At 50.6% G+C, this 25,074-nt stretch carries 24 protein-coding genes; 12 read left to right on the plus strand and 12 right to left on the minus strand.

What is annotated here, in order from left to right; all coding sequences use genetic code 11:
• Positions 1–4 precede the first annotated feature (4 nt).
• Positions 5–580, minus strand: a complete 576-nt coding sequence (locus tag ACFO3I_RS16095; RefSeq protein ID WP_377335702.1) for a hypothetical protein — start codon at positions 578–580, stop codon at positions 5–7.
• Positions 564–1,079 (minus strand): RNA polymerase sigma factor, encoded by a 516-nt coding sequence (locus tag ACFO3I_RS16100; protein ID WP_377335704.1) that lies wholly within the window; start codon positions 1,077–1,079, stop codon positions 564–566. Before ACFO3I_RS16100 ends, ACFO3I_RS16095 begins: the two co-directional genes overlap by 17 nt.
• A gap of 239 nt (positions 1,080–1,318) precedes the next feature.
• Between ACFO3I_RS16100 and ACFO3I_RS16105 the strand changes: the two genes are divergently transcribed.
• Positions 1,319–1,597, plus strand: a complete 279-nt coding sequence (locus tag ACFO3I_RS16105; protein ID WP_377335706.1) for a superinfection immunity protein — start codon at positions 1,319–1,321, stop codon at positions 1,595–1,597.
• A 77-nt stretch (positions 1,598–1,674) separates the two neighbouring features.
• Here ACFO3I_RS16105 and glyS read toward each other — a convergent pair whose 3' ends face one another.
• The 6 genes from glyS to dnaA form a co-directional block, all read right to left on the minus strand.
• The gene (gene glyS, locus ACFO3I_RS16110) at positions 1,675–3,735 is read right to left on the minus strand and encodes a glycine--tRNA ligase subunit beta (protein ID WP_377335785.1); all 2,061 of its coding nucleotides are present in this window, start codon (positions 3,733–3,735) and stop codon (positions 1,675–1,677) included.
• Entirely contained in the window at positions 3,732–4,652 is a 921-nt protein-coding gene (gene glyQ, locus ACFO3I_RS16115) for a glycine--tRNA ligase subunit alpha (protein WP_377335708.1), read from the minus strand. Before glyQ ends, glyS begins: the two co-directional genes overlap by 4 nt.
• A gap of 150 nt (positions 4,653–4,802) precedes the next feature.
• On the minus strand, positions 4,803–7,223 hold the full coding sequence (gene gyrB, locus ACFO3I_RS16120) for a DNA topoisomerase (ATP-hydrolyzing) subunit B (RefSeq protein WP_377335710.1): 2,421 nt from the start codon (positions 7,221–7,223) through the stop codon (positions 4,803–4,805).
• Between the two features lies 1 nt (position 7,224).
• Entirely contained in the window at positions 7,225–8,325 is a 1,101-nt protein-coding gene (gene recF, locus ACFO3I_RS16125) for a DNA replication/repair protein RecF (protein ID WP_377335712.1), read from the minus strand.
• A gap of 3 nt (positions 8,326–8,328) precedes the next feature.
• Positions 8,329–9,441 (minus strand): DNA polymerase III subunit beta, encoded by a 1,113-nt coding sequence (dnaN, locus tag ACFO3I_RS16130; protein WP_377335715.1) that lies wholly within the window; start codon positions 9,439–9,441, stop codon positions 8,329–8,331.
• Between the two features lie 15 nt (positions 9,442–9,456).
• Positions 9,457–10,815, minus strand: coding sequence for a chromosomal replication initiator protein DnaA (gene dnaA / locus ACFO3I_RS16135; protein ID WP_377335717.1), 1,359 nt, complete (start codon positions 10,813–10,815; stop codon positions 9,457–9,459).
• Positions 10,816–11,264: 449 nt separating this feature from the next.
• Here dnaA and rpmH point away from each other — a divergent pair, with 449 nt between their 5' ends.
• The 5 genes from rpmH to mnmE all read left to right on the plus strand — a co-directional run bounded on the left by rpmH (position 11,265) and on the right by mnmE (position 15,091).
• Positions 11,265–11,402 carry a 50S ribosomal protein L34 gene (gene rpmH / locus ACFO3I_RS16140; RefSeq protein ID WP_337841903.1) on the plus strand — a complete coding sequence of 46 codons (138 nt, stop codon included), beginning with the start codon at positions 11,265–11,267 and terminating at the stop codon, positions 11,400–11,402.
• A gap of 13 nt (positions 11,403–11,415) precedes the next feature.
• Positions 11,416–11,787, plus strand: coding sequence for a ribonuclease P protein component (gene rnpA, locus ACFO3I_RS16145; protein ID WP_377335720.1), 372 nt, complete (start codon positions 11,416–11,418; stop codon positions 11,785–11,787).
• The gene (gene yidD / locus ACFO3I_RS16150; protein WP_377335722.1) at positions 11,739–12,002 is read left to right on the plus strand and encodes a membrane protein insertion efficiency factor YidD; all 264 of its coding nucleotides are present in this window, start codon (positions 11,739–11,741) and stop codon (positions 12,000–12,002) included. Before rnpA ends, yidD begins: the two co-directional genes overlap by 49 nt.
• A gap of 3 nt (positions 12,003–12,005) precedes the next feature.
• Complete coding sequence (gene yidC, locus ACFO3I_RS16155) at positions 12,006–13,640, plus strand: membrane protein insertase YidC (protein WP_377335724.1); 1,635 nt, start codon at positions 12,006–12,008, stop codon at positions 13,638–13,640.
• A gap of 86 nt (positions 13,641–13,726) precedes the next feature.
• A complete protein-coding gene (gene mnmE / locus ACFO3I_RS16160; RefSeq protein WP_377335726.1) occupies positions 13,727–15,091 on the plus strand; it encodes a tRNA uridine-5-carboxymethylaminomethyl(34) synthesis GTPase MnmE in 1,365 nt (454 codons plus the stop codon).
• Here the strand turns inward: mnmE and ACFO3I_RS16165 are convergent, their stop codons facing one another.
• The 4 genes from ACFO3I_RS16165 to ACFO3I_RS16180 all read right to left on the minus strand — a co-directional run bounded on the left by ACFO3I_RS16165 (position 15,092) and on the right by ACFO3I_RS16180 (position 19,196).
• Entirely contained in the window at positions 15,092–16,273 is a 1,182-nt protein-coding gene (locus tag ACFO3I_RS16165; protein WP_377335728.1) for a YbfB/YjiJ family MFS transporter, read from the minus strand. It lies immediately after the preceding gene.
• 78 nt (positions 16,274–16,351) lie between these two features.
• Entirely contained in the window at positions 16,352–16,837 is a 486-nt protein-coding gene (locus ACFO3I_RS16170) for a YbhB/YbcL family Raf kinase inhibitor-like protein (RefSeq protein WP_377335730.1), read from the minus strand.
• Positions 16,838–16,888: 51 nt separating this feature from the next.
• On the minus strand, positions 16,889–17,311 hold the full coding sequence (gene trxC / locus ACFO3I_RS16175; RefSeq protein ID WP_377335732.1) for a thioredoxin TrxC: 423 nt from the start codon (positions 17,309–17,311) through the stop codon (positions 16,889–16,891).
• A gap of 94 nt (positions 17,312–17,405) precedes the next feature.
• Complete coding sequence (locus tag ACFO3I_RS16180; RefSeq protein ID WP_377335734.1) at positions 17,406–19,196, minus strand: DEAD/DEAH box helicase; 1,791 nt, start codon at positions 19,194–19,196, stop codon at positions 17,406–17,408.
• Between the two features lie 163 nt (positions 19,197–19,359).
• On the opposite strand from ACFO3I_RS16180, the gene mioC reads away from it, so the two are divergent.
• The 6 genes from mioC (at position 19,360) to ACFO3I_RS16210 (ending at position 25,074) form a co-directional block, all read left to right on the plus strand.
• Positions 19,360–19,794 (plus strand): FMN-binding protein MioC, encoded by a 435-nt coding sequence (gene mioC / locus ACFO3I_RS16185; protein WP_377335736.1) that lies wholly within the window; start codon positions 19,360–19,362, stop codon positions 19,792–19,794.
• A 510-nt stretch (positions 19,795–20,304) separates the two neighbouring features.
• Complete coding sequence (mnmG, locus tag ACFO3I_RS16190; protein WP_377335738.1) at positions 20,305–22,194, plus strand: tRNA uridine-5-carboxymethylaminomethyl(34) synthesis enzyme MnmG; 1,890 nt, start codon at positions 20,305–20,307, stop codon at positions 22,192–22,194.
• Between the two features lie 13 nt (positions 22,195–22,207).
• Positions 22,208–22,831: a 16S rRNA (guanine(527)-N(7))-methyltransferase RsmG gene (gene rsmG, locus ACFO3I_RS16195; RefSeq protein WP_377335740.1), complete on the plus strand. Its 624-nt coding sequence runs from the start codon at positions 22,208–22,210 to the stop codon at positions 22,829–22,831.
• A gap of 22 nt (positions 22,832–22,853) precedes the next feature.
• Positions 22,854–23,642: a ParA family protein gene (locus ACFO3I_RS16200; protein ID WP_337841892.1), complete on the plus strand. Its 789-nt coding sequence runs from the start codon at positions 22,854–22,856 to the stop codon at positions 23,640–23,642.
• Positions 23,643–23,660: 18 nt separating this feature from the next.
• Complete coding sequence (locus ACFO3I_RS16205) at positions 23,661–24,551, plus strand: ParB/RepB/Spo0J family partition protein (protein WP_377335743.1); 891 nt, start codon at positions 23,661–23,663, stop codon at positions 24,549–24,551.
• 178 nt (positions 24,552–24,729) lie between these two features.
• Complete coding sequence (locus ACFO3I_RS16210; RefSeq protein ID WP_377335745.1) at positions 24,730–25,074, plus strand: ATP synthase subunit I; 345 nt, start codon at positions 24,730–24,732, stop codon at positions 25,072–25,074.

A 25,074-nucleotide genomic window follows, 5' to 3' on the forward strand; every position in this document is an offset into this window, starting at 1 on the left:
CTCATCAACCAGTGGTCAGTTCAGCAACCAATGCCTGCAAATGCAATAACTGCGTTTGGGCAGATCTCTTCTTTTGCGCTAACCAAAGCCAAACCGCCAGACAAAAGGGCGCAACCAGCAGGCTATAGGCGTCCAGCAGCGACTCGGACACCTGGTCAGGCTGCCACCAGGCCAAGCCCCACATCAGCAGGATAAAAAACAACAAGGCAACACAGCTATGCTGGTTGTAACTTAAATAGCGAATGGAGGCCTGCTGGTTACGTAACCTGAACTCCAGTAAACCTGTACTGCTCCAGTCCGCATAAGCCAATAGCGGTAAGTGCAGCTTCCAGCTCAGCACCGCCTGAACCAGTGCACCACCAGCCAGAAATAACGCTGACAAAGCGCCTAACCAGGTGGGTAACAGCAGCCAGGCAGCAACGGCGCATGCCAGCATCACGCTACAGGCTATCAGTTCGGCTGCAGCCAGCCAACGCCGCTTTTTCTGCTTCTGCAAAACGCCTGCAAGGTCTGGTTCCATTAGCGGTTGCTGCTGTTGCCAGCTTTTAGTTAATTCAGTGAAATCAAAGGCTTGAGGCATGATCTAACAACTCCTGTAATTCGGCTTTTGCTCTGCTTAATCGAACCCGGACAGCGCCATGACTAAGCCCAAGGATGTCTGCGATCTGCTGTGGGTCAGTGTCTTCCATCGCCAGCAAAACCACCTGACGGTGCGCCGGCGATAACTGCTGTACAGCCTGCAGGAGCAGGCTGCTTTGTTGTTCGGCCGACTTCTGCTCTGAAGGGCAAGCGGCGGTCAACTCTTCCGGTAACTCTTGTTCCTCCAGTGGCTGCCAGCGCTGACGGCTGGCTCGGGCGATATGATCAACCGCCACATTGTGCATCACACGAAACAGGTAAGCGCGCTGATTTTCAGCGGCAGCCAGCCGCTCTGCCGAATGATACAGGGCCAGGTACAACTCCTGCATCAAGTCTTGCCTTAATGAATAGTCCGCTTCATAACCCAGCAAGGTCCGGCTGATCGCTGCTTTGTATTGCTGCCATAATGCCAGCACCTGCTGATGGGCTGCTTTGCTCATAGGTTTATCGCTTTCTTCCCTGTGTCTGTTTCGACCATACCTTGCCCTAGTCTGCCCTAACCACGAATTTGTTACAAAAAAATAAATAATATTTTCTGTAACAGTTCGAGGTGATTCAACGACTTAAGTTACGAACCCCAAAAAAAGCGGCAAACATCGCTAGCGCCTTGGATGAGTTAGCTGCTTGTCCAAGGGCATAAAACTAATCAACAAATTGAAATCAACTTACGGAGTGACATATGGATTTTATCAACGAATTTACCGCGAAACTGATGGCGATGAACGGCTTTACATTGGCTGGCTTTATCCTGTTGTTTTTACTGGTGTGGTTTTTGCCAACTCTGCTCGCCAGTCTGTTTAACCGCAAGCATCTGGGCAAAATTGCCCTGCTTAATGTCCCAGCCGGCTTTTCCTGGATTGCCTGGATAGCATTGATCGGCTGGGCAGCCACAGGAAAACTGAGCGACGCCATGGCACGTAAGGCCAAGTTGGCAGCCAATGAGCATGCAGCCCATTAAGCCAGTCACACCATTCGCCTTGTGCAGAAAATAAAAAAGGAGCAACAGCTCCTTTTTTATTTAGCGATTAGCCCAACTTATTGCAGTACAGAAATATCCGCAACACGCAGGAATAAGTCGCGTAACCGGGCCAACAAGGCCTGACGGTTTAACCGCACAGCGGCGTCGTCCGCATTGACCATCACCTGGTCAAAGAATTGGTCAACAACCTCACGCAGAGCAGCTAAATGGGCAAGCGCTTCTGTGTAGTTGTCCACCTTGGTCTGATAAGACAGTTCAGCCGTGATGGCGCTATGCAAGGCTTTTTCAGCAGCTTCCGCCAACAAGGCTTCATTAACCATTTCCGGGATGGCTTCAGTCACTTTGGCCAGAATGTTCCCCACCCGCTTATTGGCAGCAGCCAAGGCTAGCGCTGCATCCAGTTTACGGAACTCAGCCACAGCTTTAACCCGGCGGTCAAAATCAGCTGGGTTTGTTGGGCGACGCGCCAATACAGCCTGGATTACATCAACACCAAAACCTTCGGCTTCATACCAGGCGCGGAAGCGGCCTAGCATAAAGTCCAGTACTTCATCAGACACAGTGGCCTGAGTCAGTTTGTCACCAAAGGTGGTTTTGCTAAATTCAATCAGCTCAACCAGGTCCAGTGGCAATTGTTTCTCGACCATAATACGCAGCGCACCAATGGCGGCTCGACGCAGCGCAAAGGGGTCTTTATCGCCTTTAGGCGCCTGACCTATACCAAAGATACCTACCAGTGAATCCAGTTTGTCGGCAATAGCGACTGCACAGGCTTCCAGTTGGCTTGGCAGGCTGTCACCGGCAAAACGCGGTTTGTACTGCTCATTCAGCGCTACAGCCACTGCTTCGGCTTCGCCGTCCAGACGCGCATAGTGCATACCCATTACGCCCTGCACTTCCGGGAATTCACCCACCATATCGGTCATCAAGTCAGTTTTGGACAACAGACCAGCACGCTCTGCGTGCTGTACATCGGCACCAATTTTAGCGGCGATAAAGGCCGCCACTTTGGCAATGCGTTCTGATTTTTCCAGTAAGGTACCGAGCTTTTGCTGGAACAACACTGTGCCCAATGATGGCAGACGGTCTGCCAGTTTGGTTTTGCGGTCAGTCTGGAAGAAGAACTGCGCGTCAGTCAGGCGCGGGCGCACGACTTTCTCATTACCACTGATGATCTGGCTTGGGTCTTTGCTGGCAATGTTGGCCACAAAGATAAACTTGTTCAGCAGATTTCCGTCTTTGCCCAGCAGCGGGAAGTACTTCTGATTGTCCTTCATGGTGGAAATCAGCGGCTCGGGAGGCACTTGCAGGAAACGCTCTTCAAAGCTGCCTACCAGCACAACTGGCCATTCAACGAGAGAGGCTACTTCGTCCAGCAGGTCTTCATCCATAGGCACCACACCATTCAGACTGACGGCAGTTTTCTCCACTTCGGCACGAATAAAGGCTTTGCGCTTATCGTAGTCGGCGACCACGTAGGCTTGTTCCAGCGTGGGCAGGTAAGAGTCTGCGTCAGCAATTTCAACCAGTGCCGGTGCATGGAAACGGTGCCCCGGAGTCACACGACCAGCAACTTTGCCAAGCACAGTCGCCGGAACCACGTTTTTACCAAACAGCATAATAATGGTGTGTACCGGACGGATAAACTCAGCGTCATTGGCACCCCAGCGCATTGGCTTGGCAATTGGCAGTTTGGCCAGCGCAGTGTTTACCACTTGCTCTAACAAGGTCACTGTCGCAGCGCCTACCACTTTGGCGGTGTGAACTAACCAGGCACCTTTATCGGTTTCCAGCTTTTGTGCCTGCTCAACAGTAATGCCATTGGCTTGTGCCCAGGCCTGAGCCGCTTTGGTTGGCTTGCCTTCTGCATCAAAGGCGCCAGCCAATGAAGGACCGCGCTTTTCAACTTCTTTATCGGCTTGCTGTTCAGCCAGGCCATTAATACGTACAGCAAGACGGCGTGGGGCGGCATACCATTGGCTGCTGCTGAAGACTAAATCCAGCTTGGTCAGTTCATCACTAATGTTTTGTTGCAGCGATGTCGCTAAGGTTTTCAGCGCTTTTGGTGGCAATTCTTCGGTGCCAATTTCTACAAAAAAATCTTGTGCCACGGTCAGGCCTCCTGGCTTTGTTTACTGCTACGGCATAACGGGAAACCCAGCTTTTCACGTGCGGCGTAATAAGCTTCAGCACAGGCTTTGGCCAGGGTGCGTACCCGCAGAATGTAGCGCTGCCGCTCTGTCACAGAAATAGCGTGGCGGGCATCCAGCAGGTTAAATGCGTGAGATGCTTTCATCACTTTTTCATAGGCTGGTAATGCCAGGCCGGCTTCAATCAGCTTTTGGCTTTCCGCTTCACATTGGTCGAAGTAGGCAAACAACGCTGGTACATCGGCGTATTCAAAGTTATAGGTCGACTGTTCAATCTCGTTTTGCAGGAACACGTCACCGTAAGTGACACGACCTAACGGGCCATCCGTCCACACCAGGTCATAAATGGAATCTACGCCCTGGATGTACATCGCCAGACGCTCTAAACCATAGGTAATTTCGCCTGTCACAGGACGGCACTCTAAGCCCCCTACCTGCTGGAAATAAGTGAACTGAGTCACTTCCATACCGTTTAGCCAGACTTCCCAACCCAAGCCCCAGGCGCCCAGTGTTGGCGATTCCCAGTTGTCTTCAACGAAACGGATGTCGTGTACCAAGGTATCAATGCCCAACTCTCGCAGAGAGCCCAGGTACAGCTCCTGAATATTGTCCGGTGATGGCTTTAAGATCACCTGGAACTGGTAATAGTGCTGCAGACGGTTTGGGTTTTCACCGTAGCGGCCATCGGTCGGACGGCGACATGGTTGCACATAGGCGACGTTGGTTGGCTCTGGGCCTAAACTGCGCAGGAAGGTCATAGGGTGGAAAGTACCAGCCCCTACTTCTAAATCCAGTGGCTGCACAATGACGCAGCCCTGACGCGCCCAATAATCTTGTAATGCCAGGATTAACCCCTGGAAGGTCTTGATGTCGTACTTTTGCATTCGCCTGACCTGTGACTTCAAAAAATGACTGAAAAGTATACCCATTTGCGGCCTTGAACTGTAGCCGAGGACCGCTATTTTTATGGGTTTTTACTGGTTTTATAAAACAGAAAAGGCCCCGTCTCCGGAGCCCTTTCACAGACCGAACTGTTACACGTCCAGATTCGCGACTTTCAGCGCGTTTTCTTCAATGAAGTTACGGCGCGGTTCTACCTCATCACCCATCAGCGTATTAAACAGCTGGTCTGCAGCGATAGCGTCTTCAATAGTGACACGTAGCATACGGCGGGTATTCGGGTCCATCGTAGTTTCCCACAGCTGCTCTGGGTTCATCTCTCCCAGACCTTTATAACGCTGGATATAAAGGCCTCGCTTGGATTCCGCCATCAGCCATTCCAACGCCTCTGCGAAGCTCAGCACTGCTTTGGTTTTTTCACCACGGCGGATAAAGCCACCTTCTTCCATCAGGTCACGGATCGCGTTACCCAGCTCAACAATACGGCCATAATCAACTGAATTGATAAAGTCATAATGCAGCGCATATTCGTTGTCGATGCCATGCTGCCGGATGATCACTTTAGGTACCGACAGCTGGCGCTCACGGTCTTCTACCACAGAGTAGCTATAGCTGGAACCATCACCTTCACGTTCTTGCAGGCGGCCGACCAGGTTCTTCACCCAAGCTTCCGTCGCGGCGGCATCCTTACAGATATCAACAGTCACTGCAGGCACATAGACCAACTCAGTTAACAGATTCGTTGGAATCTTACGGCTTAAACGGCCAATGATGCTCTGAACCTTGTGGTATTGCTGAACCAGGCTTTCCAGTGCGGCGCCACCGATGCCCGGTGCATCAGCATTCACATGCAGGCTGGCTTCATCCAGTGCCAGCGTGGTCAGGAATTCGGTCAAGGCAGAATCGTCTTTAATGTATTGTTCTTGCTTGCCCTTTTTCACTTTATACAGTGGTGGCTGTGCAATGTAGATGTAGCCACGCTCAATCAGCTCAGGGGTCTGACGATAGAAGAAGGTCAGCAACAAAGTTCGGATGTGAGAACCGTCGACGTCGGCGTCCGTCATCAGAATGATGCTGTGATAACGGGTTTTATCCGGATTGTACTCTTCACGGCCAATACCACAGCCTAATGCGGTGATCAGCGTGCCCACTTCCTGCGATGAAATCATCTTGTCGAAACGGGCTTTTTCTACGTTCAGGATCTTACCTTTCAGTGGCAGAATTGCCTGATTTTTGCGGTTACGGCCCTGCTTGGCAGAACCACCCGCAGAGTCACCCTCCACCAGGTACAGTTCTGAAAATGCTGGGTCTTTTTCCTGACAATCGGCCAGCTTACCTGGCAAACCTGCGATATCCAACGCACCTTTGCGGCGGGTCATTTCACGGGCTTTACGCGCCGCTTCACGGGCACGGGCTGCATCGACAATTTTGCTGACGATGATTTTCGCTTCGCCCGGGTTTTCCAGCAGGTATTCGTTCAGCTTTTCGTGCATCGCGCTTTCTACCGCGGATTTCACTTCGCTGGAAACCAATTTATCTTTGGTCTGCGAGCTAAACTTCGGATCCGGCACTTTGACAGAGATAACCGCAGTTAAACCTTCACGCGCGTCATCACCCGTGGTCGCCACTTTCATTTTCTTGGCAAAACCTTCAGCTTCCATGTAGGTGTTCAGCACCCGAGTCAGGGCCGAACGGAAACCTGCTAAGTGAGTCCCGCCGTCACGCTGTGGAATATTGTTGGTGAAGCAGTAGATGTTTTCCTGGAACGAGTCGTTCCATTGCATCGACACTTCCACCGAAATACCATCTTCTTCACGTTGAGAAGTGAAGTAAAAGGCCTTTTGGTGCACCGGAGTTTTGGTGCGGTTCAGGTACTGCACGAAGGCTTCGATACCGCCTTCGTATTTAAAGTGGTCACGTTTGTCTTCGCGCTCATCGCTCAGAATGATGCTGACGCCCGAGTTCAGGAACGACAGTTCACGCAAGCGTTTAGCCAGAATATCGTAGTGGAAGTTAATATCACTGAAGATTGTTGGGCTAGGCCAAAAACGAATTTCCGTACCGGTGGAGTCGGTTTCACCCACCACAGCCAAAGGTGCGTCTGGCACACCTAAGCGGTAGATCTGTGAATGCACCTGGTTTTTACGGCGAATGGTCAGTTCAAGTTTATCTGACAAGGCGTTCACAACCGACACACCCACGCCGTGCAATCCGCCCGACACTTTATAGGAATTGTCGTCAAACTTACCGCCGGCATGCAGTACCGTCATAATAACTTCGGCGGCAGACACCCCTTCTTCGTGCATATCTGTAGGAATACCGCGGCCGTTATCGCGTACCGAGACAGATCCATCCGAGTGGATAGTGACAAATACATCGGAACAATAGCCTGCTAACGCTTCGTCGATGGAGTTATCCACCACCTCAAACACCATATGGTGTAAACCTGAGCCATCATCCGTGTCACCGATATACATACCGGGTCTTTTGCGTACTGCATCAAGGCCTTTTAATACTTTGATACTCGACGAGTCGTAATTATGTTCTTCGGCCATCTCATTCTGTCCGTTTTGTTATCTGCCCTTGTTCCACGTGAAACAATGCCGGATTCTTCTCCGGTACTGATGGTAAAACCTGGTCAGCATTAATCGCAGTGATAAACACCTGCGAGTTAATGGTGTTTAAAAAACTAAAAATATGACGCTTGGAATTATCATCTAATTCCGACGCCAAATCATCTATTAATAACACTGGCCGCTTCTGGCCGTAGTTATAAATTAAGTTATTTTGCGCTACTTTCAACGCAAACAATAAAACCTTTAATTGGCCGCGCGACAGCAGTTCTTCAACCGCTTGTTGCTGCGCTTTCAGCTTCAAATCAGCTTTTTGCGGGCCATACTGGCTGTGACCTAAACGTAAATCCTGGCCGAAATTTTGTTGCATCAGCAACTGCAGTTCATCGGCGCTTTGCACGCGCTCAGGCCAACCCGCATAAAGTTGCAGCTCAAGACTTTCTGCCCAATGGACGTCAGCCAACAGCGGTTGCAATGCCTGCGCCAGGGCTTCGACGTAGCGCAGTCGTAAACTATGTAACTCGAAAGAAAGCACGGCCAGATTCTGGTCCCAGTACGCATATTCGTCGTTGTAACGCTTTTGAGTTTTCAGCAGCGCATTGCGGTGTTTCAGAATGCGTTGCAATTTACTCCACAGTGGAAAGAACTGATGTTCCACGTGAAACAAACCCATATCAAAAAATTGTCGCCGCTCTTTCGGCCCACCTAACAGCAGTTTAAACGTCTCGGGCGTTACCAGCTGCACTGGCAACAACAGCGCCAGGTCGGACAATCGTTGCAGATTATCGCCATTCAACCGAATCAACACGTCCTGTTCGCGTTGACGCTGAATACCCAAGCTGGCCGCTTGCCCGGCTAAATCAATACTGGCGTTCAGGATAAAATCATCGCAGTCATGCTGAATGATTTTGTCCAGCCGGTTGCTACGGAATGACCGGCCATGAGCAAGCAGATAAATAGCTTCAAGCAGGCTGGTTTTGCCACTGCCATTGGCGCCACAGACCAGGTTGATGCCTGGCTGCGGCGTTAATTCCGCCTGGTCAATATTGCGGAACCGGTGCAACCGCAGCGAGCGTAACGCCATAGACTACAGACGCATTGGCATCACAACGTACATAGCGCCGGTGTGATTCCCCACACCTTCGACAAGCGCACTGGAGTTGGCGTCGCTTAAATTCATAATTACCAAATCAGTCGACAGCGTATTCAACACATCGAGCAGATATCCCACGTTGAAACCGATCTCCAGCGTTTCGCCGACATACTCAACTTCAATTACTTCTTCGGCTTGCTCATGCTCGGGGTTATTCGCGACGATTTGCAGCTCGTTCTGACCCGACAAGGTAAAACGAACCCCACGATATTTTTCATTCGACAAAATAGAGGCACGCACGCACGCATCTTTTAATACATCACGGTGTGCAGTCACCTTCTTGGTGCTGTTGCGTGGCAAGACCCGGCGGTAATCAGGAAAACGGCCGTCGATCAATTTACAGCTGAAGCTGAACTGACTGTCGGTCAGACGGATATGATTTTGTCCCAGGCTCAGCTGCACCAGTTGTTCATCGGCACTCAGTAAGCGCATGATTTCCAGTACGCCTTTGCGGGGAATAATGATTTGTTTCTGGTGCCCGGCCGTTGCAGCCACATCCAAAGTACTTAATGCCAAACGATGACCGTCAGTCGCGACCGCGCGCAACACACCGTTATCTACTTCAAACAACAAACCATTCAGGTAATAACGCACATCCTGATTCGCCATTGAAAACGCGGTGTCGTCCAGCAAATGCCGTAACTGCTGACGTTCCAGTTGTAATTCAACTTCGCCGGCCCAGCTTTCCAGGTTAGGGTAATCCGTCGCGCTCAGGGTCGACAGGGTGAACTTACTTTTGCCTGTGCTCACCACACAGTTGTCGCCCTGCACCACAACATCAAGCAAGCTGGAATCCGGCAAACTGCGGCAGATGTCCAACAGTTTTTTGGCCGGTACGGTAATACGGCCGGCCACCTGTACTTGCTGTACTGGCGCGTGGGCGACCAATTCGATTTCCAAATCTGTACCCGTTAAGATCAACTGACCTTCGGCTGTGACTTCAATTAAGACATTCGACAAAATAGGCAAAGTGTGACGACGCTCAATGGCACCAGATACCATTTGCAATGGTTTCAGCAGAGCATCACGGTCAAGAGTAAATTGCATCATCAGTCCCTAGTGTTATGAAGACAAAGTCCGAATTAAATTCTGGAAATCTTCTTTTATTTCATGGGTTTCTTCTTTGAGCGACTCTATCTTACGGCAGGCGTGCAATACAGTGGTATGGTCACGGCCACCAAAAGCATCGCCAATTTCCGGCAAGCTGTGGTTGGTCAGCTCCTTTGCAAGCGCCATAGCCATCTGCCTTGGTCTCGCGACAGAACGACTACGACGTTTCGATAATAAGTCAGCCACCCGGATCTTGTAATACTCGGCCACGGTTTTCTGAATATTTTCTATAGTGACGAGTTTGTCCTGCAAAGCCAGCATATCGCGAAGCGCTTCACGAACAAAATCAATGGTAATAGGACGGCCAGTAAAGTTTGCATTGGCAGAAATACGGTTTAACGCCCCCTCCAACTCCCGAACATTGGAACGAAGCCGTTTAGCGACAAAAAACGCCACTTCTTCCGGCAAACGAATATTGATCTCCTGCGCTTTGCGCATCAGGATCGCCACCCGGGTTTCCAGTTCCGGCGGTTCGATCGCAATGGTCAAACCCCAACCGAACCGGCTTTTTAAACGTTCTTCGACACCATCGATCTCTTTGGGATAACGATCGCTGGTCAAAATGATCTGCTGATTGCCTTCTAACAGCGCGTTAAAGGTGTGAAAAAATTCTTCCTGCGAGCGGTCTTTTTTGGCAAAAAACTGAATATCGTCAATCAGTAAGGCGTCGACAGAACGGTAATAGCGCTTAAATTCTTCAATGGCGTTATTTTGCAGTGCCTTCACCATATCCTGCACAAAACGCTCCGAGTGCATATAGATCACTTTAGCGTCGGGCTTTTTCGCCAAAATGCCATTCCCAACAGCGTGCAATAAGTGAGTTTTACCAAGACCAGTACCGCCATACAGGAACAGCGGGTTATAAGCAGATCCAGGATTATCAGCCACCTGCCGGGCGGCTGCACGCGCCAGCTGGTTCGATTTACCTTCGACGAAGTTATCAAAATTATGTTTGGCATTTACATTGCTGTTGACGATGGTCTTGGGTGCAGGTTCCACCACAGCGGCCACAGGGTTTGCGGCTGCCACTTTTGGCATCGCCACCACAGGAGCTGGGCTGGCTTTTTGCGAAGAGCCGACATCAAACCGTAAGCGAGGGGCATGATCGCCACAATAACCCTGGATCAACTCATTGATCCTATTCAGGTATTTGTCACGAACCCAATCCAGAACAAAACGGTTAGGAGCATATAAGGTTAAGGCATCGTCAGAACTATCGGCTTGCAGCGGACGGATCCAGGTACCAAAATCGCGGGCAGGTAACTCGGCCTGCAAAGCTTCAAGGCAGTTTTTCCAAACGGATTGATACACCTTTATCTCCAGAAAGCCCCTATTTATTCTGATGAAGTCGGGCCGGCGTCATTGAAACGAGCAGCATTATGAACCGACTTTATCCACAACTTCAATATTGACTTTTGTAAAATCCCCCCCTGAAGCAGCCCCGCGTGAAAAATACCAGGTAAGCACCTAATTTAATTGAATATTAATTAGTTATATCAATTCGAAATAGCCCGTTCCCTGCTTAAGCAGAGCAGACCTCCAACGGCATTTAGTCACATTTTATTCAATCTTGAAGCTCCTGCTTGTGGACAACTTTTGGCTGATTGAAAAAAACACAAGGATCAGTCGATGGAAAGGTGAGGATCTTCGTTGACAAGGCGGCAATGCTCACTTAAAATTCGCGCTCTTTTTTAATCGCTGCGTTTTGGTACTTACTAAAACACAGACCCTTAGTAAATATCGACCGGACGGACGAAGTTATGAAAAGAACCTTTCAACCTAGCGTTTTAAAACGTAAACGCAACCACGGCTTCCGTGCTCGCATGGCTACCAAAAATGGTCGTCAAGTATTAGCGCGTCGTCGTGCCAAAGGCCGCAAACGCCTGACTCAAGTTTAAGCTTGGTCGCTGCGTGGTCAGCTACACATTCAGCAGGGAGTTACGGCTGTTAACTCCCCGCGAATTCAACAACGTCTTCCAGGAACCCTTCCGGGTATCTTCTCCTCTCTTCACCATACTTTGTAAACCCAATCAAAGGCCTGCGCCTCGATTAGGTCTGACCATTGCAAAAAAACGTGTTAAATTAGCCACGCAACGCAACCGGATAAAACGCTGCTGCCGCAATAGCTTTCGCTTGCATCAGCACGGATTACCGCCGGTCGATTTGGTGCTTTTGGTCAAAGGCGATATCAGCACAACGCCTAATGCAGAATTGCATAAGCAACTGGAAAAGTTATGGAGCAAGATCAAGCGCCAATATCTGGCCCTGCAGCAAAGCTGCTGATTAAAGCCATTCGTGGTTATCAGCTAGTGCTTAGCCCTATGCTGGGTGCAAATTGTCGCTTCTATCCAACCTGCTCACATTATTCCATTGAAGCCATAGATCGTTTTGGCGCAATAAAAGGCAGTTGGTTAACCGCCAAACGTCTATTAAAATGTCACCCTTTACATCCCGGTGGTGAAGACCCGGTTCCACAACAGCAGAAAGAGACTAACTAACAGATGGATTCTCAACGCAGTTTATTAGTGATCGCCCTGGCTTTTGTCAGCTTATTATTATGGCAAGCCTGGCAGGCCGACCACGCGCCAAAACCAGCAACCCCGGCGGTAACAGAAACGAGCCAGGCGCAAAACAATTCAGCCGAATTGCAACTGGGAAATACCAGCAGCAGCGCTCAGCCAACATCAGCTCCAGCTGTTGCGCAGCAGGTGAAAGTCCGTACTGATGTACTGGAACTGGTGATCGACACTAAAGGTGGCGACATTGTTGACCTGAAGTTACCAGCCTTCACTCTGGCGTTGGGTAACCCGGACCCTTACCAATTAATGCGTAAACTGAATGGCTTTGAATATGTAGCTCAGTCAGGCTTGCTGGCCGACGGCCCTGACGACAAACGTAATAGTGGTCGTCCTGTGTACAGTGTTGCAGAAACCAATTATCAGTTAGCTGCTGGCCAGAATGAATTAGTCGTCCCTCTGACTTACCTGCATAACGGTCTGGAAGTTGAGAAACGTTATGTCTTTACCGCTGGAAAATATGATGTCCGGGTAGAATATTCGCTGAAAAATACCTCAGACCAGACCAAATTGGTGCAGCCATATCAACACCTGGTGCAAACCATCGAAGGTGGCAAAACCAGCAGCATGATGATGCCTATCTACCGTGGTGCTGCCTACTCCACCAGCGAAAAACGTTACGAAAAATACGATTTTGAAGAGATGCAGGAGACCAACCTGTTATCTCCGACCAAAGGTGGATGGGTTGCCATGCTGGAACACTACTTTGTGGCCGCCTGGATCCCTCAAAAAGATGCCGACAACCAACTGTACAGCCTGGTAAGCAACGGCAATGGAGTCATTGGTGCCCGTGGTCCGGAAGTGACCATTCCAGCTGGTGAATCAGTCACCTTAACTTCTGTGTTTTATGCAGGTCCAAAAGATCAGGATCACCTGGCCAACCTGGCCGATGGCCTGGACCTGACGGTCGACTATGGCTTCTTATGGTTTATCTCTCAGCCATTGTTTGCATTACTGACGTTAATCCAAAGCCTCGTCACTAACTGGGGTGTCGCCATCATTATTATCACCCTGCTGATCAAAGGCCTGATGTTCCCACTGACCAAAGTTCAGTACGAATCACAAGCCAAGATGCGCAACCTGAAACCGAAAATGGATGAAATCCAGGCTCGTTATAAAGATGACCGGCAAAAGCTGGGTCCAGCCATGATGGAGCTGTACCGCAAAGAAAAAGTAAACCCAATGGGTGGCTGCCTGCCAATGCTGATCCAGATGCCAATCTTCCTGGCGTTATACTGGGTATTCGTGGAAAGTGTGGAGTTACGTCAGGCGCCATTTGCACTGTGGATCCAGGATTTATCCGTGCAAGACCCGTATTATGTGCTGCCAGTGTTATACGGTATCAGTATGTTCGTGATGCAGAAGCTGACACCTATGACAGTGACAGACCCAATGCAGCAGAAAATTATGATGTGGATGCCGGTGATGTTTTCGGTGTTCTTCCTGTGGTTCCCAAGTGGCCTGGTTCTGTATTGGGTGGTAAGCAACCTGATTTCCCTGGCGCAGATGTTATACATTTACCGTGGTATGGAGAAAAAAGGTCTGTATAGCCGGGCCTAAAGGCGTCACAGTCTGACAAAGGCCTGCTGGTGCCACACCAACAGGCCTTTTGTTTATCTGCAATCCGTCGGATAAAAAGAGGTTTTATGTACAGCACAGACACTATCGCTGCTCAGGCCACCGCCACAGGTCGCGCTGGAGTAGGTATTATCCGGGTCTCAGGTCCAGCGGTAAAAAGCGTCGCAGAGGCCTTACTCGGCAAGCTACCGAAGGTTCGCTACGCCGAGTACCTGCCTTTCCTTGACCAGAACGGCCAGGTGCTCGATCAGGGCATAGCCCTGTATTTCCCAGGCCCGAATTCATTTACCGGCGAAGATGTACTGGAACTGCAAGGTCATGGCGGACCTGTACTGCTGGATATGTTGTTACGTCGTATCCTGACCTTAAAAGACGTGCGCATTGCCCGTCCGGGTGAATTTTCTGAACGGGCTTTTCTGAATGACAAACTGGACCTGACTCAGGCCGAAGCCATTGCCGACCTGATCGATGCCAGCAGTGAACAGGCTGCCCGTTCAGCCATGCAATCATTACAGGGTGAATTCTCGCGTAAAATTCACGATCTGGTAGAAAAAGTTATCTATTTGCGGATTTATGTCGAAGCCGCTATCGACTTTCCGGATGAAGAAATCGACTTTTTGTCGGATGGCAAAGTGGCTGGTGATCTGAACGAAATCATTCAGGACTTGGTGGCCATTCAACGTCAGGCCACCCAAGGCAGTATTTTGCGTGAAGGCATGCGCGTCGTTATAGCAGGCCGACCCAATGCCGGTAAGTCCAGTCTGCTCAATGCACTGGCCGGACGCGAAGCGGCGATCGTCACTGAAATTGCCGGCACCACCCGTGACGTGTTACGTGAACACATTCATATCGATGGTATGCCGCTGCATATTATTGACACTGCCGGCTTGCGCGAAGCGACAGATAAAGTCGAACAGATAGGGATAGAGCGCGCCTGGCAGGAAATCGAACAAGCCGATCGGGTGCTGTTTATGGTTGACGGCACTACCACGCAGGCCAGCAGCCCAGCCGAGATTTGGCCAGACTTTATTGCCCGCTTACCAAAAGATTTGGGCCTGACCGTGATCCGCAATAAAGCAGACTTAACCGGAGAAACCGTTGGTGCCAGCACAAATGGCGACTACCCGGTGTTTCACATCTCGGCGAAAACCAATTCCGGCATTGATGCGCTGCGTGAGCATCTGAAAGCTTGTATGGGTTTTGACGGCACAGGAGAAGGCAGTTTTATTGCCCGTCGCCGCCACCTGGATGCATTGGCACGCGCCGCCGAACATCTGGCCATTGGCGACCAACAACTGCATGATCACCTGGCAGGCGAACTGCTGGCTGAAGAGTTGCGCCTGACCCAGCAACATCTGAATGAAATTACCGGTGAATTTAGCTCGGACGACCTGCTAGGCCGCATTTTCAGCTCCTTCTGTATCGGCAAGTGATTACTCCCGTCGCATTGCCAGGTGATCGATGGCGGTGCGGCGGACCAGCCAACTCAGTATCAATACGCCCAAAGCGGCAATGCCGCCGGCGACGATAAGGCTGCTGTGAAAATCTCCACTCGCAGCAGCCAGCCAGCCGCTAAACGCGGGTGCGACCACTTGTGCTGTGCCATAACACAAAGTCATTTTCCCCATCAACTGTGCCGGCTTATCCGGATAAAGCCGCCCGGCCAGCGTCAGCATCAGGCTGACACAGCCAATGAAGCTGCCACCAAACAACAGTGCACTGAGCATCAGTGACCAGGGTGCCGTCCATAGCGCTGGCAGCACGATAGCAAAGGTATTGATGGCCAACGCCAGCCGCAGGCTAGGTAAATAGCCCTGGCGGCGTGCAATTCTGTCCCAGACCAAGGTAGCCGGAGCCGCCGCCAACCCCAACACCGCAAATGCCCAGTTGGCACCACCACTGAGCGCAGCATCCTGCTTGGCCATGCTGACGATAAAAGTCACAGTCACCACATAGCCATACCCCGCACAAAAGTACATCAGGTACAGGCCGCGCAGCAGCTGTGGGTCAATCACAGGCTTTTGCGTGGCAATAGCCTGGCTGCTGGCGGGCTTAGGTACCGGCAGCCAGCACCAGGCAGGGATCACCAACAACAGGCTGAGTGCAGCCAACCAGTTCCACTGCGCCTGCCAACTCAGGCCAAGTTGACTACAGAGTTCAACGGCCACAGCCACTAACGCGATGCCCAAACCCAGACCGGCAAAATGCAGGCCCAGTTCAGCAGGGCGGCCATGTTGTTTTAGCTGATGCAGGATCAAACCTGATGCGAGCAGCATGGAGGCAGCAGCACTCAAACCGGCAAAGAAGCGCGAGAGGCCCCAAATCAACGGGTTATCAGACAAACCCATCGCCAGCGTTGTAACGACCGCCAGCACCAAGCCGCAGCGGTAGACGTAAAACTTCCACTGCCACTGGCTTAAACGCACAGCAAGCAAGGCTCCGGCAAAATAACCAACATAATTTACCGTAGCCAAGAGGCCAGCTAACCATTCGGTCAGCCCGGCAGGCTGCATTAAGGGGATTAATGGGGTATAGGCGAAACGGGCAATACCCAGGCACAGCAGCTGGCTGAAAAAACCCGCCAACAGAATTCGAATCCCGGCCCTATTGCCCATAGACTGCTCCTGTTTTTTGACCAGCCTATCCGGCAGGCAGTCGGCCGGATATAAGCCAATAGTCGCAGTGCTGTGTGCTTAGCGCGCGTATGTGGCGGTCAGTGTGGCTTTGCCAATAGCGTTGGCGTTCAGCATAAAACCAACAACCGCGGCGCTGGCGTCATCAGGCACGCCAAGACCTTCTGAAGGTAGAGCCCACACCGTAAACTGGTAACGGTGCATACCATGACCAGGTGGTGGGCAAGCACCGCCGAAATCCGTTAAACCATAATCGTTGCGCAGTGCACGTGCGCCAGCAGGCAATTCACCATTACCAGCACCTTGCGCCAAGTCAGAAATAGTGGCCGGAATGTCCACCACCAGCCAATGCCAGAACCCAGACCCTGTCGGAGCATCCGGGTCAAACACTGTCAGCGCAAAGCTTTTGGTATCCGCAGGTGCACCTGCCCAGCTCAGCGCTGGCGATTTGTTCGGACCATCACAACCAAACCCATTAAATTCAAAAGTCTTCGCCATAAAATGGCCTTCTTTGATATCCGGGCTGGTCAGTTGAAATTGGTTCATTGAAAATTCCTTGTTCACGAAAGGGATGTGGTAGACGGTCAGCAACAGCGGTTAAGCATGCTGCTGCAGCCACTGATAAAACCTCTGTTTTGGCATGGCGCCTGATTGCTGTGCAACCAGTTTTCCTTGTTTAAACAGCATAAGGGTTGGAATAGAACGGATTTGAAATTGTGCCGCCAGCTGCTGCTGTTGCTCAGTATTCACTTTAGCAAAGCGAAAAGCAGGCTCCAGCTCTACCGCTGCCTGACTGAACACAGGGGCAAAATTTAAGCAGGGCCCACACCAGCTGGCCCAAAAATCAATGATCACAGGAAGCTCAGATTTCTGCACTTGATTCACAAAGTTAGCCGAGGTCAGCTCAATGGCCTTTCCCTGAAATAAGCTCTCTTTGCAGCGGCCACACTGAGGTTTATCGTTGAATTTGGCAGGATCAACCCGGTTTAAAGTGGAACAGCTGGGACAAGCAAGGATCATGGACTACCCCGTCAAACAATTTCCAAAGGATATGGGGTTAAAGGTAACAAACTCAAGGCGAAAAAAAGCCCGGCGAACCGGGCTTTTTCATGGATTAATCGCGTGGCTTGCGAGGAGGCCGCGGTGCAGCACCAGGACGAGGGCCTGGACCTGCCGGACGACGCTCACCAGACGCAGAGGCCGGAGCACCAGTGTCGACACTGATGTTCAGTTTCTGCTTACGCACATAGACCTTTTTCAGATGCTGGAAGATCTCATTTGGCATACTTGCTGGTAATTCAACAGTACTGAAATGGTCAAACAGCTTAATGTTACCGATAAACTGGCTGTCGATATTGGCTTCGTTGGCGATGGCGCCAACGATATCACCAGCACGTACACCGTGCTCTTTACCTACTTCAATGCGGTAAGTGGTGTAGTCACCTTTCATCTCACGACGTGGTGGGCGTGGACCGCGCTCAGCACGATCGCCTGAACGCTCAGGGCGGTCACCACGTTCAAAACGCTCACGGCGTGGACGGTCGCCAGTATCACGATCGCGGCTATGTGGTTCACGGATTTCCGGGAACTGAGAGGCGACATTTAATGGCTGATCTTTCTGTGCCAGGTACAACAATGCAGCAGCCAAATCAGCGTCAGTGGTTTCCATCGAATCACGCCATTCGTTGATCAGATCCTGGAAGAAACTCAGGTTCTGTGCTTCGATCGTTTGCGCCAGCGTGGCACGGAATGATTCGATACGACGTTGTTCAATCACCTGACCTGATGGCAGCGACATTTTTTCAATTGGCTGACGGGTTGCGTGTTCAATAGTGCGCAGTAAACGACGTTCACGTGGCGACACAAACAGAATAGCTTTACCTTCGCGGCCAGCACGACCAGTACGACCAATACGGTGCACGTAAGCTTCACTGTCGTATGGAATGTCGTAGTTAACCACCAGGCTGATCCGCTCTACGTCCAGACCACGGGCTGCAACATCAGTTGCTACGATCACATCCAGCTGATCCGCTTTTAAACGGCGGATGGTTTGCTCACGGTGCGCCTGGTTCATATCACCATTCAGGCAAGCAACGGCATAACCACGGGCACCCAGTTTTTCTGAGATTTCTTCAGTGGCGCTTTTGGTACGAACGAAAATAATCGCAGCATCGTACTCTTCGCCTTCCAGCACGCGGGTTAACGCATCCAGCTTCTGATTTCCATCCAGCATCACGTAACGCTGTTGAATACGTTCAACAGTGCTGGTCTTGGATTCAATCTTCACTTCCTGCGCGCCACCTAAATGCTTTTGAGCAATAGCACGGATTTGTGGTGGCATAGTGGCAGAGAACATAGCGACCTGACGGCCTTCCGGCGTCGCATCCATAATGGTCTGAACGTCGTCGATAAAGCCCATACGCAGCATTTCATCGGCTTCATCCAGTACGATAGCGCGCAGCTTATCCAGCACTAAGGTGCCACGATCCAAGTGATCCAGAATACGACCTGGTGTACCGACGATCACTTGAGAACCGCGTTTTAGCGAACGCAGCTGTGTTGAATAGTTTTGACCACCATATAAAGGCAGTACATGAAACTCAGGCATATAACGGGCATAAGCCTGAAAGGCTTCGGCTACCTGAATAGCCAGCTCACGAGTTGGCGCCAGAACCAGGATCTGTGGTTCAGATTGCTTTGGATCCAGGCGGGCTAACAGCGGCAACGCGAAAGCCGCTGTTTTACCTGTACCGGTCTGGGCTTGACCTAACAAGTCTTCACCAGCCAGCAATTTAGGGATAGCCGCTTCTTGAATAGGTGACGGATGCTCATAACCTAATTCTGTGACAGCGCGCAGAATTGGCTCTGGCAAGGCCAGCTGGGAAAAAGACATGGACTCAGACATAAATTGTAAAAACCTCAATAACACGCAGGCCTAAGGGGTTGTGCTATTGTAGTTTTACTGAGCCTGCACAGCAGTAAAAATACCCAAAAAGAGCAGAAAGCCTTGGCTTTGCTCTTTTTAATTCCAGTAGTATAACCAATCATTTACCTACATGAGTTGCAGTATGATTGAGATCCTTGTTGGCAGCCAAATGGGCGCTGCTGAATACACAGCAGAACAAGTGGCTGAAGCTTTGGAAAAAGCGGGTTATGAAGTTCGTCTTCATCTCACCCCTGAATTGACACAGCTGACCAGAGATTCTGTCTGGTTAGTCGTCACCTCGACGTATGGCGCAGGGGATCTGCCCGATAATATCCAACCCTTTGCGGATCAGTTAGCACAAAACGGCGGCGATCTTACCACAGTTTCGTTTGCCGTGATCACTTTAGGTGATACCAGTTACGATACTTTTTGCATGGCAGGCCGCACGATGGCCGCATTATTGGCTCAGAATGGCGCAAAACTATTGCTGCCGAATCTTGAAATTAATGTGCTGGATGCCGATTTACCTGAAGATCAGGCACTCGCCTGGCTACCACAATTCATCCAGACGCTCTAACCAGCACAACACTGACTAAATAAGGCTGGACTTCCCAGCCTTTTTCATTTCAGATCAGTAAAACACAGCCTGGATCAGTGCTGCACGATCTTAACCCCAGCTTTGGATCCAGATATTCATAATTTATCCACACAAAGCACAAATTTTTAGATCGCCTGTGGAAAAACCTTTGTAAAACTTCAGTAAAAGCTGAATTTATCCTCTGAATAAAAAAACTATTTGGCAGGATTGTGGATAAAACAGCAAGTTGATCACTGGAAATATCCGTCAGGATCCAAGCTTGATCACATGATCTGATCTTAGATAAGTGCTTGATCTGAAATATGCAATTTGAGTTACCCACACAAAACAGGCTCTATAAGAATAAACATAATAAAAAGATCTCTTTAAAGATCCTTTCTTATATAAGTGATCCGATACCGATCCTGATCCATCGGAAAGCGTTCACACGGCACCGAGATCCGGTTACAATACGCGCCCTTTTTCAGGCTGGGTAAGATCGAGGCAACTATGCTGTTTCAGGAAAATTTTGACGTGATCGTGGTAGGTGGTGGTCATGCCGGCACAGAAGCCGCATTAGCCGCTGCCCGCATGGGCATGCAAACCTTATTACTCAGCCACAATGTAGAAACCCTGGGCCAAATGTCCTGTAACCCCGCCATAGGCGGTATAGGCAAAGGCCACCTGGTGAAAGAAATTGATGCTTTGGGTGGTTTAATGGCCCAGGCAGCAGACAAAGCCGGTATTCAGTTCCGTACGCTGAACAGCTCAAAAGGCCCAGCGGTACGGGCTACCCGCGCTCAGGCCGATCGTGCTTTGTACCGTGCTGCAGTGCGCCATGTCTTAGAAAACCAGCCAAACCTGAAAATATTCCAGCAGGCCTGTGATGATCTGATTGTTGAAAACGATAAGGTCTGTGGTGTTGTAACCCAAATGGGGCTGAGTTTCCGTGCTAAAGCTGTGGTGCTGACAGTGGGGACCTTCCTTGGTGGTCAGATCCACATAGGCCTGCAAAACTTCAGCGGTGGCCGTGCCGGCGATCCACCATCGATCGCTTTGGCACGTCGTTTGCGCGAATTACCATTCCGGGTAGGTCGTCTGAAAACGGGCACTCCACCGCGCATCGACGCCCGTTCAGTTGATTTTTCTGTGATGCAGCCTCAGCCGGGGGACAACCCGACTCCAGTGTTTTCATTTTTAGGATCCCGCGCCGATCATCCGGTACAGATCCCGTGTTACATCACCTACACCAACGAACAGACCCATGACATCATCCGCAATGGCCTGGATCGCTCACCAATGTACACAGGGGTGATTGAAGGGATTGGCCCACGCTACTGCCCATCAATTGAAGACAAGATCACCCGTTTTGCAGACAAAGACAAACACCAGATCTTTATCGAGCCTGAAGGTTTAACCACGCACGAGTTATACCCCAATGGTATTTCAACCAGTTTGCCCTTTGACGTGCAGTTAAACCTGGTACATTCCATCAAAGGTCTGGAAAACGCGCATATTACCCGGCCTGGTTATGCCATTGAATACGACTTTTTCGATCCCCGCGATCTGAAAACTTCGCTTGAAACCAAATTTATCAGCGGGTTGTTTTTCGCTGGCCAGATTAACGGCACTACGGGCTACGAAGAAGCCGGTGCTCAGGGTCTGATCGCTGGTATGAACGCTGCGCTGCTGGCGCAAGGCAAAGAATCCTGGACTCCAAGCCGCGACCAGGCCTATGTCGGCGTATTGGTTGACGACCTGACTACCATGGGAACCAAAGAACCCTACCGTATGTTCACCAGCCGCGCTGAATACCGCCTGATGCTGCGTGAAGACAATGCCGACAGCCGTTTGACCGCAAAAGGCCGTGAGCTGGGTTTGGTTGACGATGTGCGTTGGGCTGCCTTCAACCAAAAAATGGAACAGATTGAACTGGAGCGTCAGCGTCTGAAGCAGCAATGGATCCATCCACAGCATGCGGCACTGGCTGAAGTGAATAGTCTGCTGAAGACTCCATTGAGCCGGGAGGCCAGCCTGGAAGAACTGATCCGTCGTCCTGAAGTCAGTTACGCCGATTTGATGCAAATTGAGCAGGTCGGTCCGGGTTTGCAGCATGCTGAAGCTGCAGAGCAGGTTGAAATCCAGATTAAATACGAAGGCTATATCAACCGCCAGCAGGATGAAATTGCCAAGCAGGAACGCAACGAAACCACCCTGTTGCCACAAGGGTTTGATTACAAAGCTGTAAAGGGGTTGTCGAACGAGGTGGTACTGAAACTGAACCAGGCCCAACCACAAACGGTTGGCCAGGCCTCGCGGATCTCCGGTATTACCCCTGCAGCTGTGTCGTTGTTATTGGTTTACTTGAAAAAACAAGGTTTGCTGCGTAAGTCGGCATAATCACGGGATCTTCATGCTGGAATTACTGAAAGGACTGGTTGCACAAACCAGCCTGACTTTATCTGAGCTGCAACTGCAGCAATTGGTTGCTTATGTGCAGCTGCTGGACAAATGGAACAGTGCGTACAACCTGACCTCCGTCCGAGATCCGAAAGAAATGCTGGTCAAACACATCATGGATAGCCTGGCCGTTGTGCCTCATGTGCAGGGTAAGAAGATCATCGATGTTGGGACCGGTCCAGGTTTACCTGGTGTGCCTTTGGCCATAGCGCTGCCGGAGAAAAACTTTGTGTTGCTGGACAGTCTGGGCAAACGTATCCGTTTCCTCAATCAGGTGAAACTGCAGCTGAAGCAGAGTAACATCGAACCTGTGCAAAGCCGGGTGGAAGATCATGATCCACAAGGCGGATACGACGCTGTGTTGTCGCGTGCTTTCGCTTCCATGACAGATATGGTGAACTGGTGTCAGCATTTGCCACACCAAAGCGGCCAGTTTTTGGCCATGAAAGGTGCTCTGGTGCAAGAAGAAATTGCAGCTTTGCCGAATTTTGTTAAAGTTGTCGGCAGTTATCCGCTGTCCGTACCAACACTCAACGCTGAGCGTTACCTGGTGGTATTGGAGAAAAATCAAAACTAATCAGACGCTTATTGGGGTTTTTGTGGGAAAAGTCATCGCGATTGCCAACCAGAAAGGGGGCGTGGGGAAAACCACGACTGCGGTCAATCTGGCTGCGTCCATGGCTGCCACCAAACGCAAAGTGCTGTTGATCGATTTAGACCCCCAAGGCAATGCCACTATGGGCAGCGGCGTCGATAAATACGCAGTGCATGCCACGGCTTACGAACTGCTGGTTGAAGAAAAACCTTTAGCCGAAGTGGTCGTCAAAGAGACTGCAGGCGGTTACCACCTGGTGGCGTCCAACTCAGACGTGACCGCGGCCGAAGTCCGGTTGCTTGACGTGTTTGCCCGCGAACTGCGTTTGCGCACTGCATTGAAAGACGCCCGCAACCATTACGATTTTATCTTCATCGATTGTCCGCCTTCGCTGAACATGCTGACGGTGAATGCAATGGCCGCAGCAGATTCCGTGCTGGTACCAATGCAATGCGAGTACTACGCGTTGGAAGGTCTGACCGCCTTGATGGATACCATCAACAAACTGGCGGCAGTGGTGAATGCCGATCTGAAAATCGAAGGGATCCTTCGTACCATGTATGACCCGAGAAACCGTCTGGCCAATGACGTTTCAGAACAACTGAAGCAACATTTTGGCGACAAGGTTTACCGGGCAGTGATCCCACGTAACATCCGTCTGGCAGAAGCACCGAGTTTCGGCACGCCCGTGATGTATTACGATAAAAGCTCCACCGGAGCTAAAGCCTATCTGGCACTGGCCGGCGAAATTTTGCGTCGGGCTGACAAAAAAGTGGTCAAAGCCGCTTCCTAAGCAAGGAAAGAATTCAACATGTCGTTAAAAAAGCGTGGCCTGGGCCGTGGCCTGGATGCATTACTGACCACCAAACCTGCGTTGGAACAACAGACTCAGGCTGACAATCCGCTCAGCGCCAACGAGCTGAAGAAGTTACCGATCGAATGGTTAAAGCCTGGAAAGTATCAGCCACGCAAAGACATGTCGCAGGACGCGCTGGACGATTTAGCCAATTCCATCCGCGCTCAGGGGGTTATTCAGCCGATCGTGGTTCGCCAGTTAGCGACTGAGTCTTATGAGATTATTGCCGGTGAGCGGCGCTGGCGTGCCAGCCAGTTGGCTCAGCTGGCTGAAATTCCTTGTATTGTCAAAGACGTGCCCGACGAAGCTGCCGTTGCTATTGCACTGATTGAAAACATCCAGCGTGAAGATTTAAACGCAATGGAAGAAGCGGTGGCATTGCAGCGTTTACTGGACGAATTTGAACTGACGCATCAGCAGGTGGCTGACGCAGTAGGGAAATCCCGCACCACAGTAACCAACCTGCTGCGACTGAATGCGCTGAATGACGACGTAAAACTGTTACTCGAACACGGTGACATTGAAATGGGTCACGCCCGCGCCCTGCTGGCGTTGGATGGCCTGATGCAATCAGACGCTGCCCGCACTGTGGCGGCCAAACAACTGACAGTCCGTGATACCGAAAACCTGGTTCGTAAGTTGTTAGAACCTTCCCCACAACCAGAGCCGAAAGCCAAAGATCCGGATGTTGCGTCACTTGAACAGCGTTTAAGTGAACGTTTTTCAGCCCCTGTGCTGATTAACTACAACAAAAAGGGCAAAGGAAATTTGGTCATTTCTTATACCAGTCTGGATGAGCTGGATGGCATTCTGCAGAAATTACAGCCTGATGCTGCTGAAAGTTAAACTGTAGTTTTTCAATCTCTCAGACAAAAGTCGCAGCAAGGCCGCTTTTTCTTGCAAAAATAAGGCAGATAAGTATACTTGCGCTGGCCTAAAACTATTCAAAATTGACGGGTTCAGCGAGCGATAAAAAGTGGTTATAACGCATAAAAAAAGCCCTTTGTCGCTAATCCTGAAGTTGTTGCTCAGCCAATTGGTGGCTGCTGCTGGAGTTACAGCAATAGTTTGGCTGGCAATGGATGGACGATCCGCAAAATCTGCTTTGTTGGGACTGCTCTGTGGCATGCTTCCCCACACCATCTTTGCCTGGTATGTGTTCCGCTTTCACGGTGCTGATCAGGTGCAAATTATCCTGAAATCAATCTACCGGGGCGAAGCCATCAAGTTTCTGTTTATTGTGCTGCTGGTGACAGCAGTACTGAAAACCGTAGCAATAGTGCCTTGGATCTTTTTCACTGCATTTTGTGTCGCGCTGCTGCTACAGGTTGTGTTACCGCTTTTGATTAACAACGATAATTGGGAATGA

This window comes from Rheinheimera marina (genome assembly GCF_042654345.1).
Classification (GTDB): Bacteria; Pseudomonadota; Gammaproteobacteria; order Enterobacterales; family Alteromonadaceae; genus Pararheinheimera; species Pararheinheimera marina.

Bases quoted from the DNA above. Each gene is read 5' to 3' on its own strand.
- ACFO3I_RS16170 (WP_377335730.1), bottom strand. From the start codon at position 16,837: ATGAACCAATTTCAACTGACCAGCCCGGATATCAAAGAAGGCCATTTT.
- dnaN (WP_377335715.1), bottom strand. From the start codon at position 9,441: ATGCAATTTACTCTTGACCGTGATGCTCTGCTGAAACCATTGCAAATG.
- ACFO3I_RS16205 (WP_377335743.1), top strand. From the start codon at position 23,661: ATGTCGTTAAAAAAGCGTGGCCTGGGCCGTGGCCTGGATGCATTACTG.
- mnmE (WP_377335726.1), top strand. From the start codon at position 13,727: ATGTACAGCACAGACACTATCGCTGCTCAGGCCACCGCCACAGGTCGC.
- trxC (WP_377335732.1), bottom strand. From the start codon at position 17,311: ATGATCCTTGCTTGTCCCAGCTGTTCCACTTTAAACCGGGTTGATCCT.
- recF (WP_377335712.1), bottom strand. From the start codon at position 8,325: ATGGCGTTACGCTCGCTGCGGTTGCACCGGTTCCGCAATATTGACCAG.
- rpmH (WP_337841903.1), top strand. From the start codon at position 11,265: ATGAAAAGAACCTTTCAACCTAGCGTTTTAAAACGTAAACGCAACCAC.
- ACFO3I_RS16180 (WP_377335734.1), bottom strand. From the start codon at position 19,196: ATGTCTGAGTCCATGTCTTTTTCCCAGCTGGCCTTGCCAGAGCCAATT.
- mioC (WP_377335736.1), top strand. From the start codon at position 19,360: ATGATTGAGATCCTTGTTGGCAGCCAAATGGGCGCTGCTGAATACACA.
- ACFO3I_RS16165 (WP_377335728.1), bottom strand. From the start codon at position 16,273: ATGGGCAATAGGGCCGGGATTCGAATTCTGTTGGCGGGTTTTTTCAGC.
- glyQ (WP_377335708.1), bottom strand. From the start codon at position 4,652: ATGCAAAAGTACGACATCAAGACCTTCCAGGGGTTAATCCTGGCATTA.
- yidC (WP_377335724.1), top strand. From the start codon at position 12,006: ATGGATTCTCAACGCAGTTTATTAGTGATCGCCCTGGCTTTTGTCAGC.
- ACFO3I_RS16100 (WP_377335704.1), bottom strand. From the start codon at position 1,079: ATGAGCAAAGCAGCCCATCAGCAGGTGCTGGCATTATGGCAGCAATAC.
- ACFO3I_RS16105 (WP_377335706.1), top strand. From the start codon at position 1,319: ATGGATTTTATCAACGAATTTACCGCGAAACTGATGGCGATGAACGGC.
- yidD (WP_377335722.1), top strand. From the start codon at position 11,739: ATGGAGCAAGATCAAGCGCCAATATCTGGCCCTGCAGCAAAGCTGCTG.
- mnmG (WP_377335738.1), top strand. From the start codon at position 20,305: ATGCTGTTTCAGGAAAATTTTGACGTGATCGTGGTAGGTGGTGGTCAT.
- gyrB (WP_377335710.1), bottom strand. From the start codon at position 7,223: ATGGCCGAAGAACATAATTACGACTCGTCGAGTATCAAAGTATTAAAA.
- rsmG (WP_377335740.1), top strand. From the start codon at position 22,208: ATGCTGGAATTACTGAAAGGACTGGTTGCACAAACCAGCCTGACTTTA.
- ACFO3I_RS16095 (WP_377335702.1), bottom strand. From the start codon at position 580: ATGCCTCAAGCCTTTGATTTCACTGAATTAACTAAAAGCTGGCAACAG.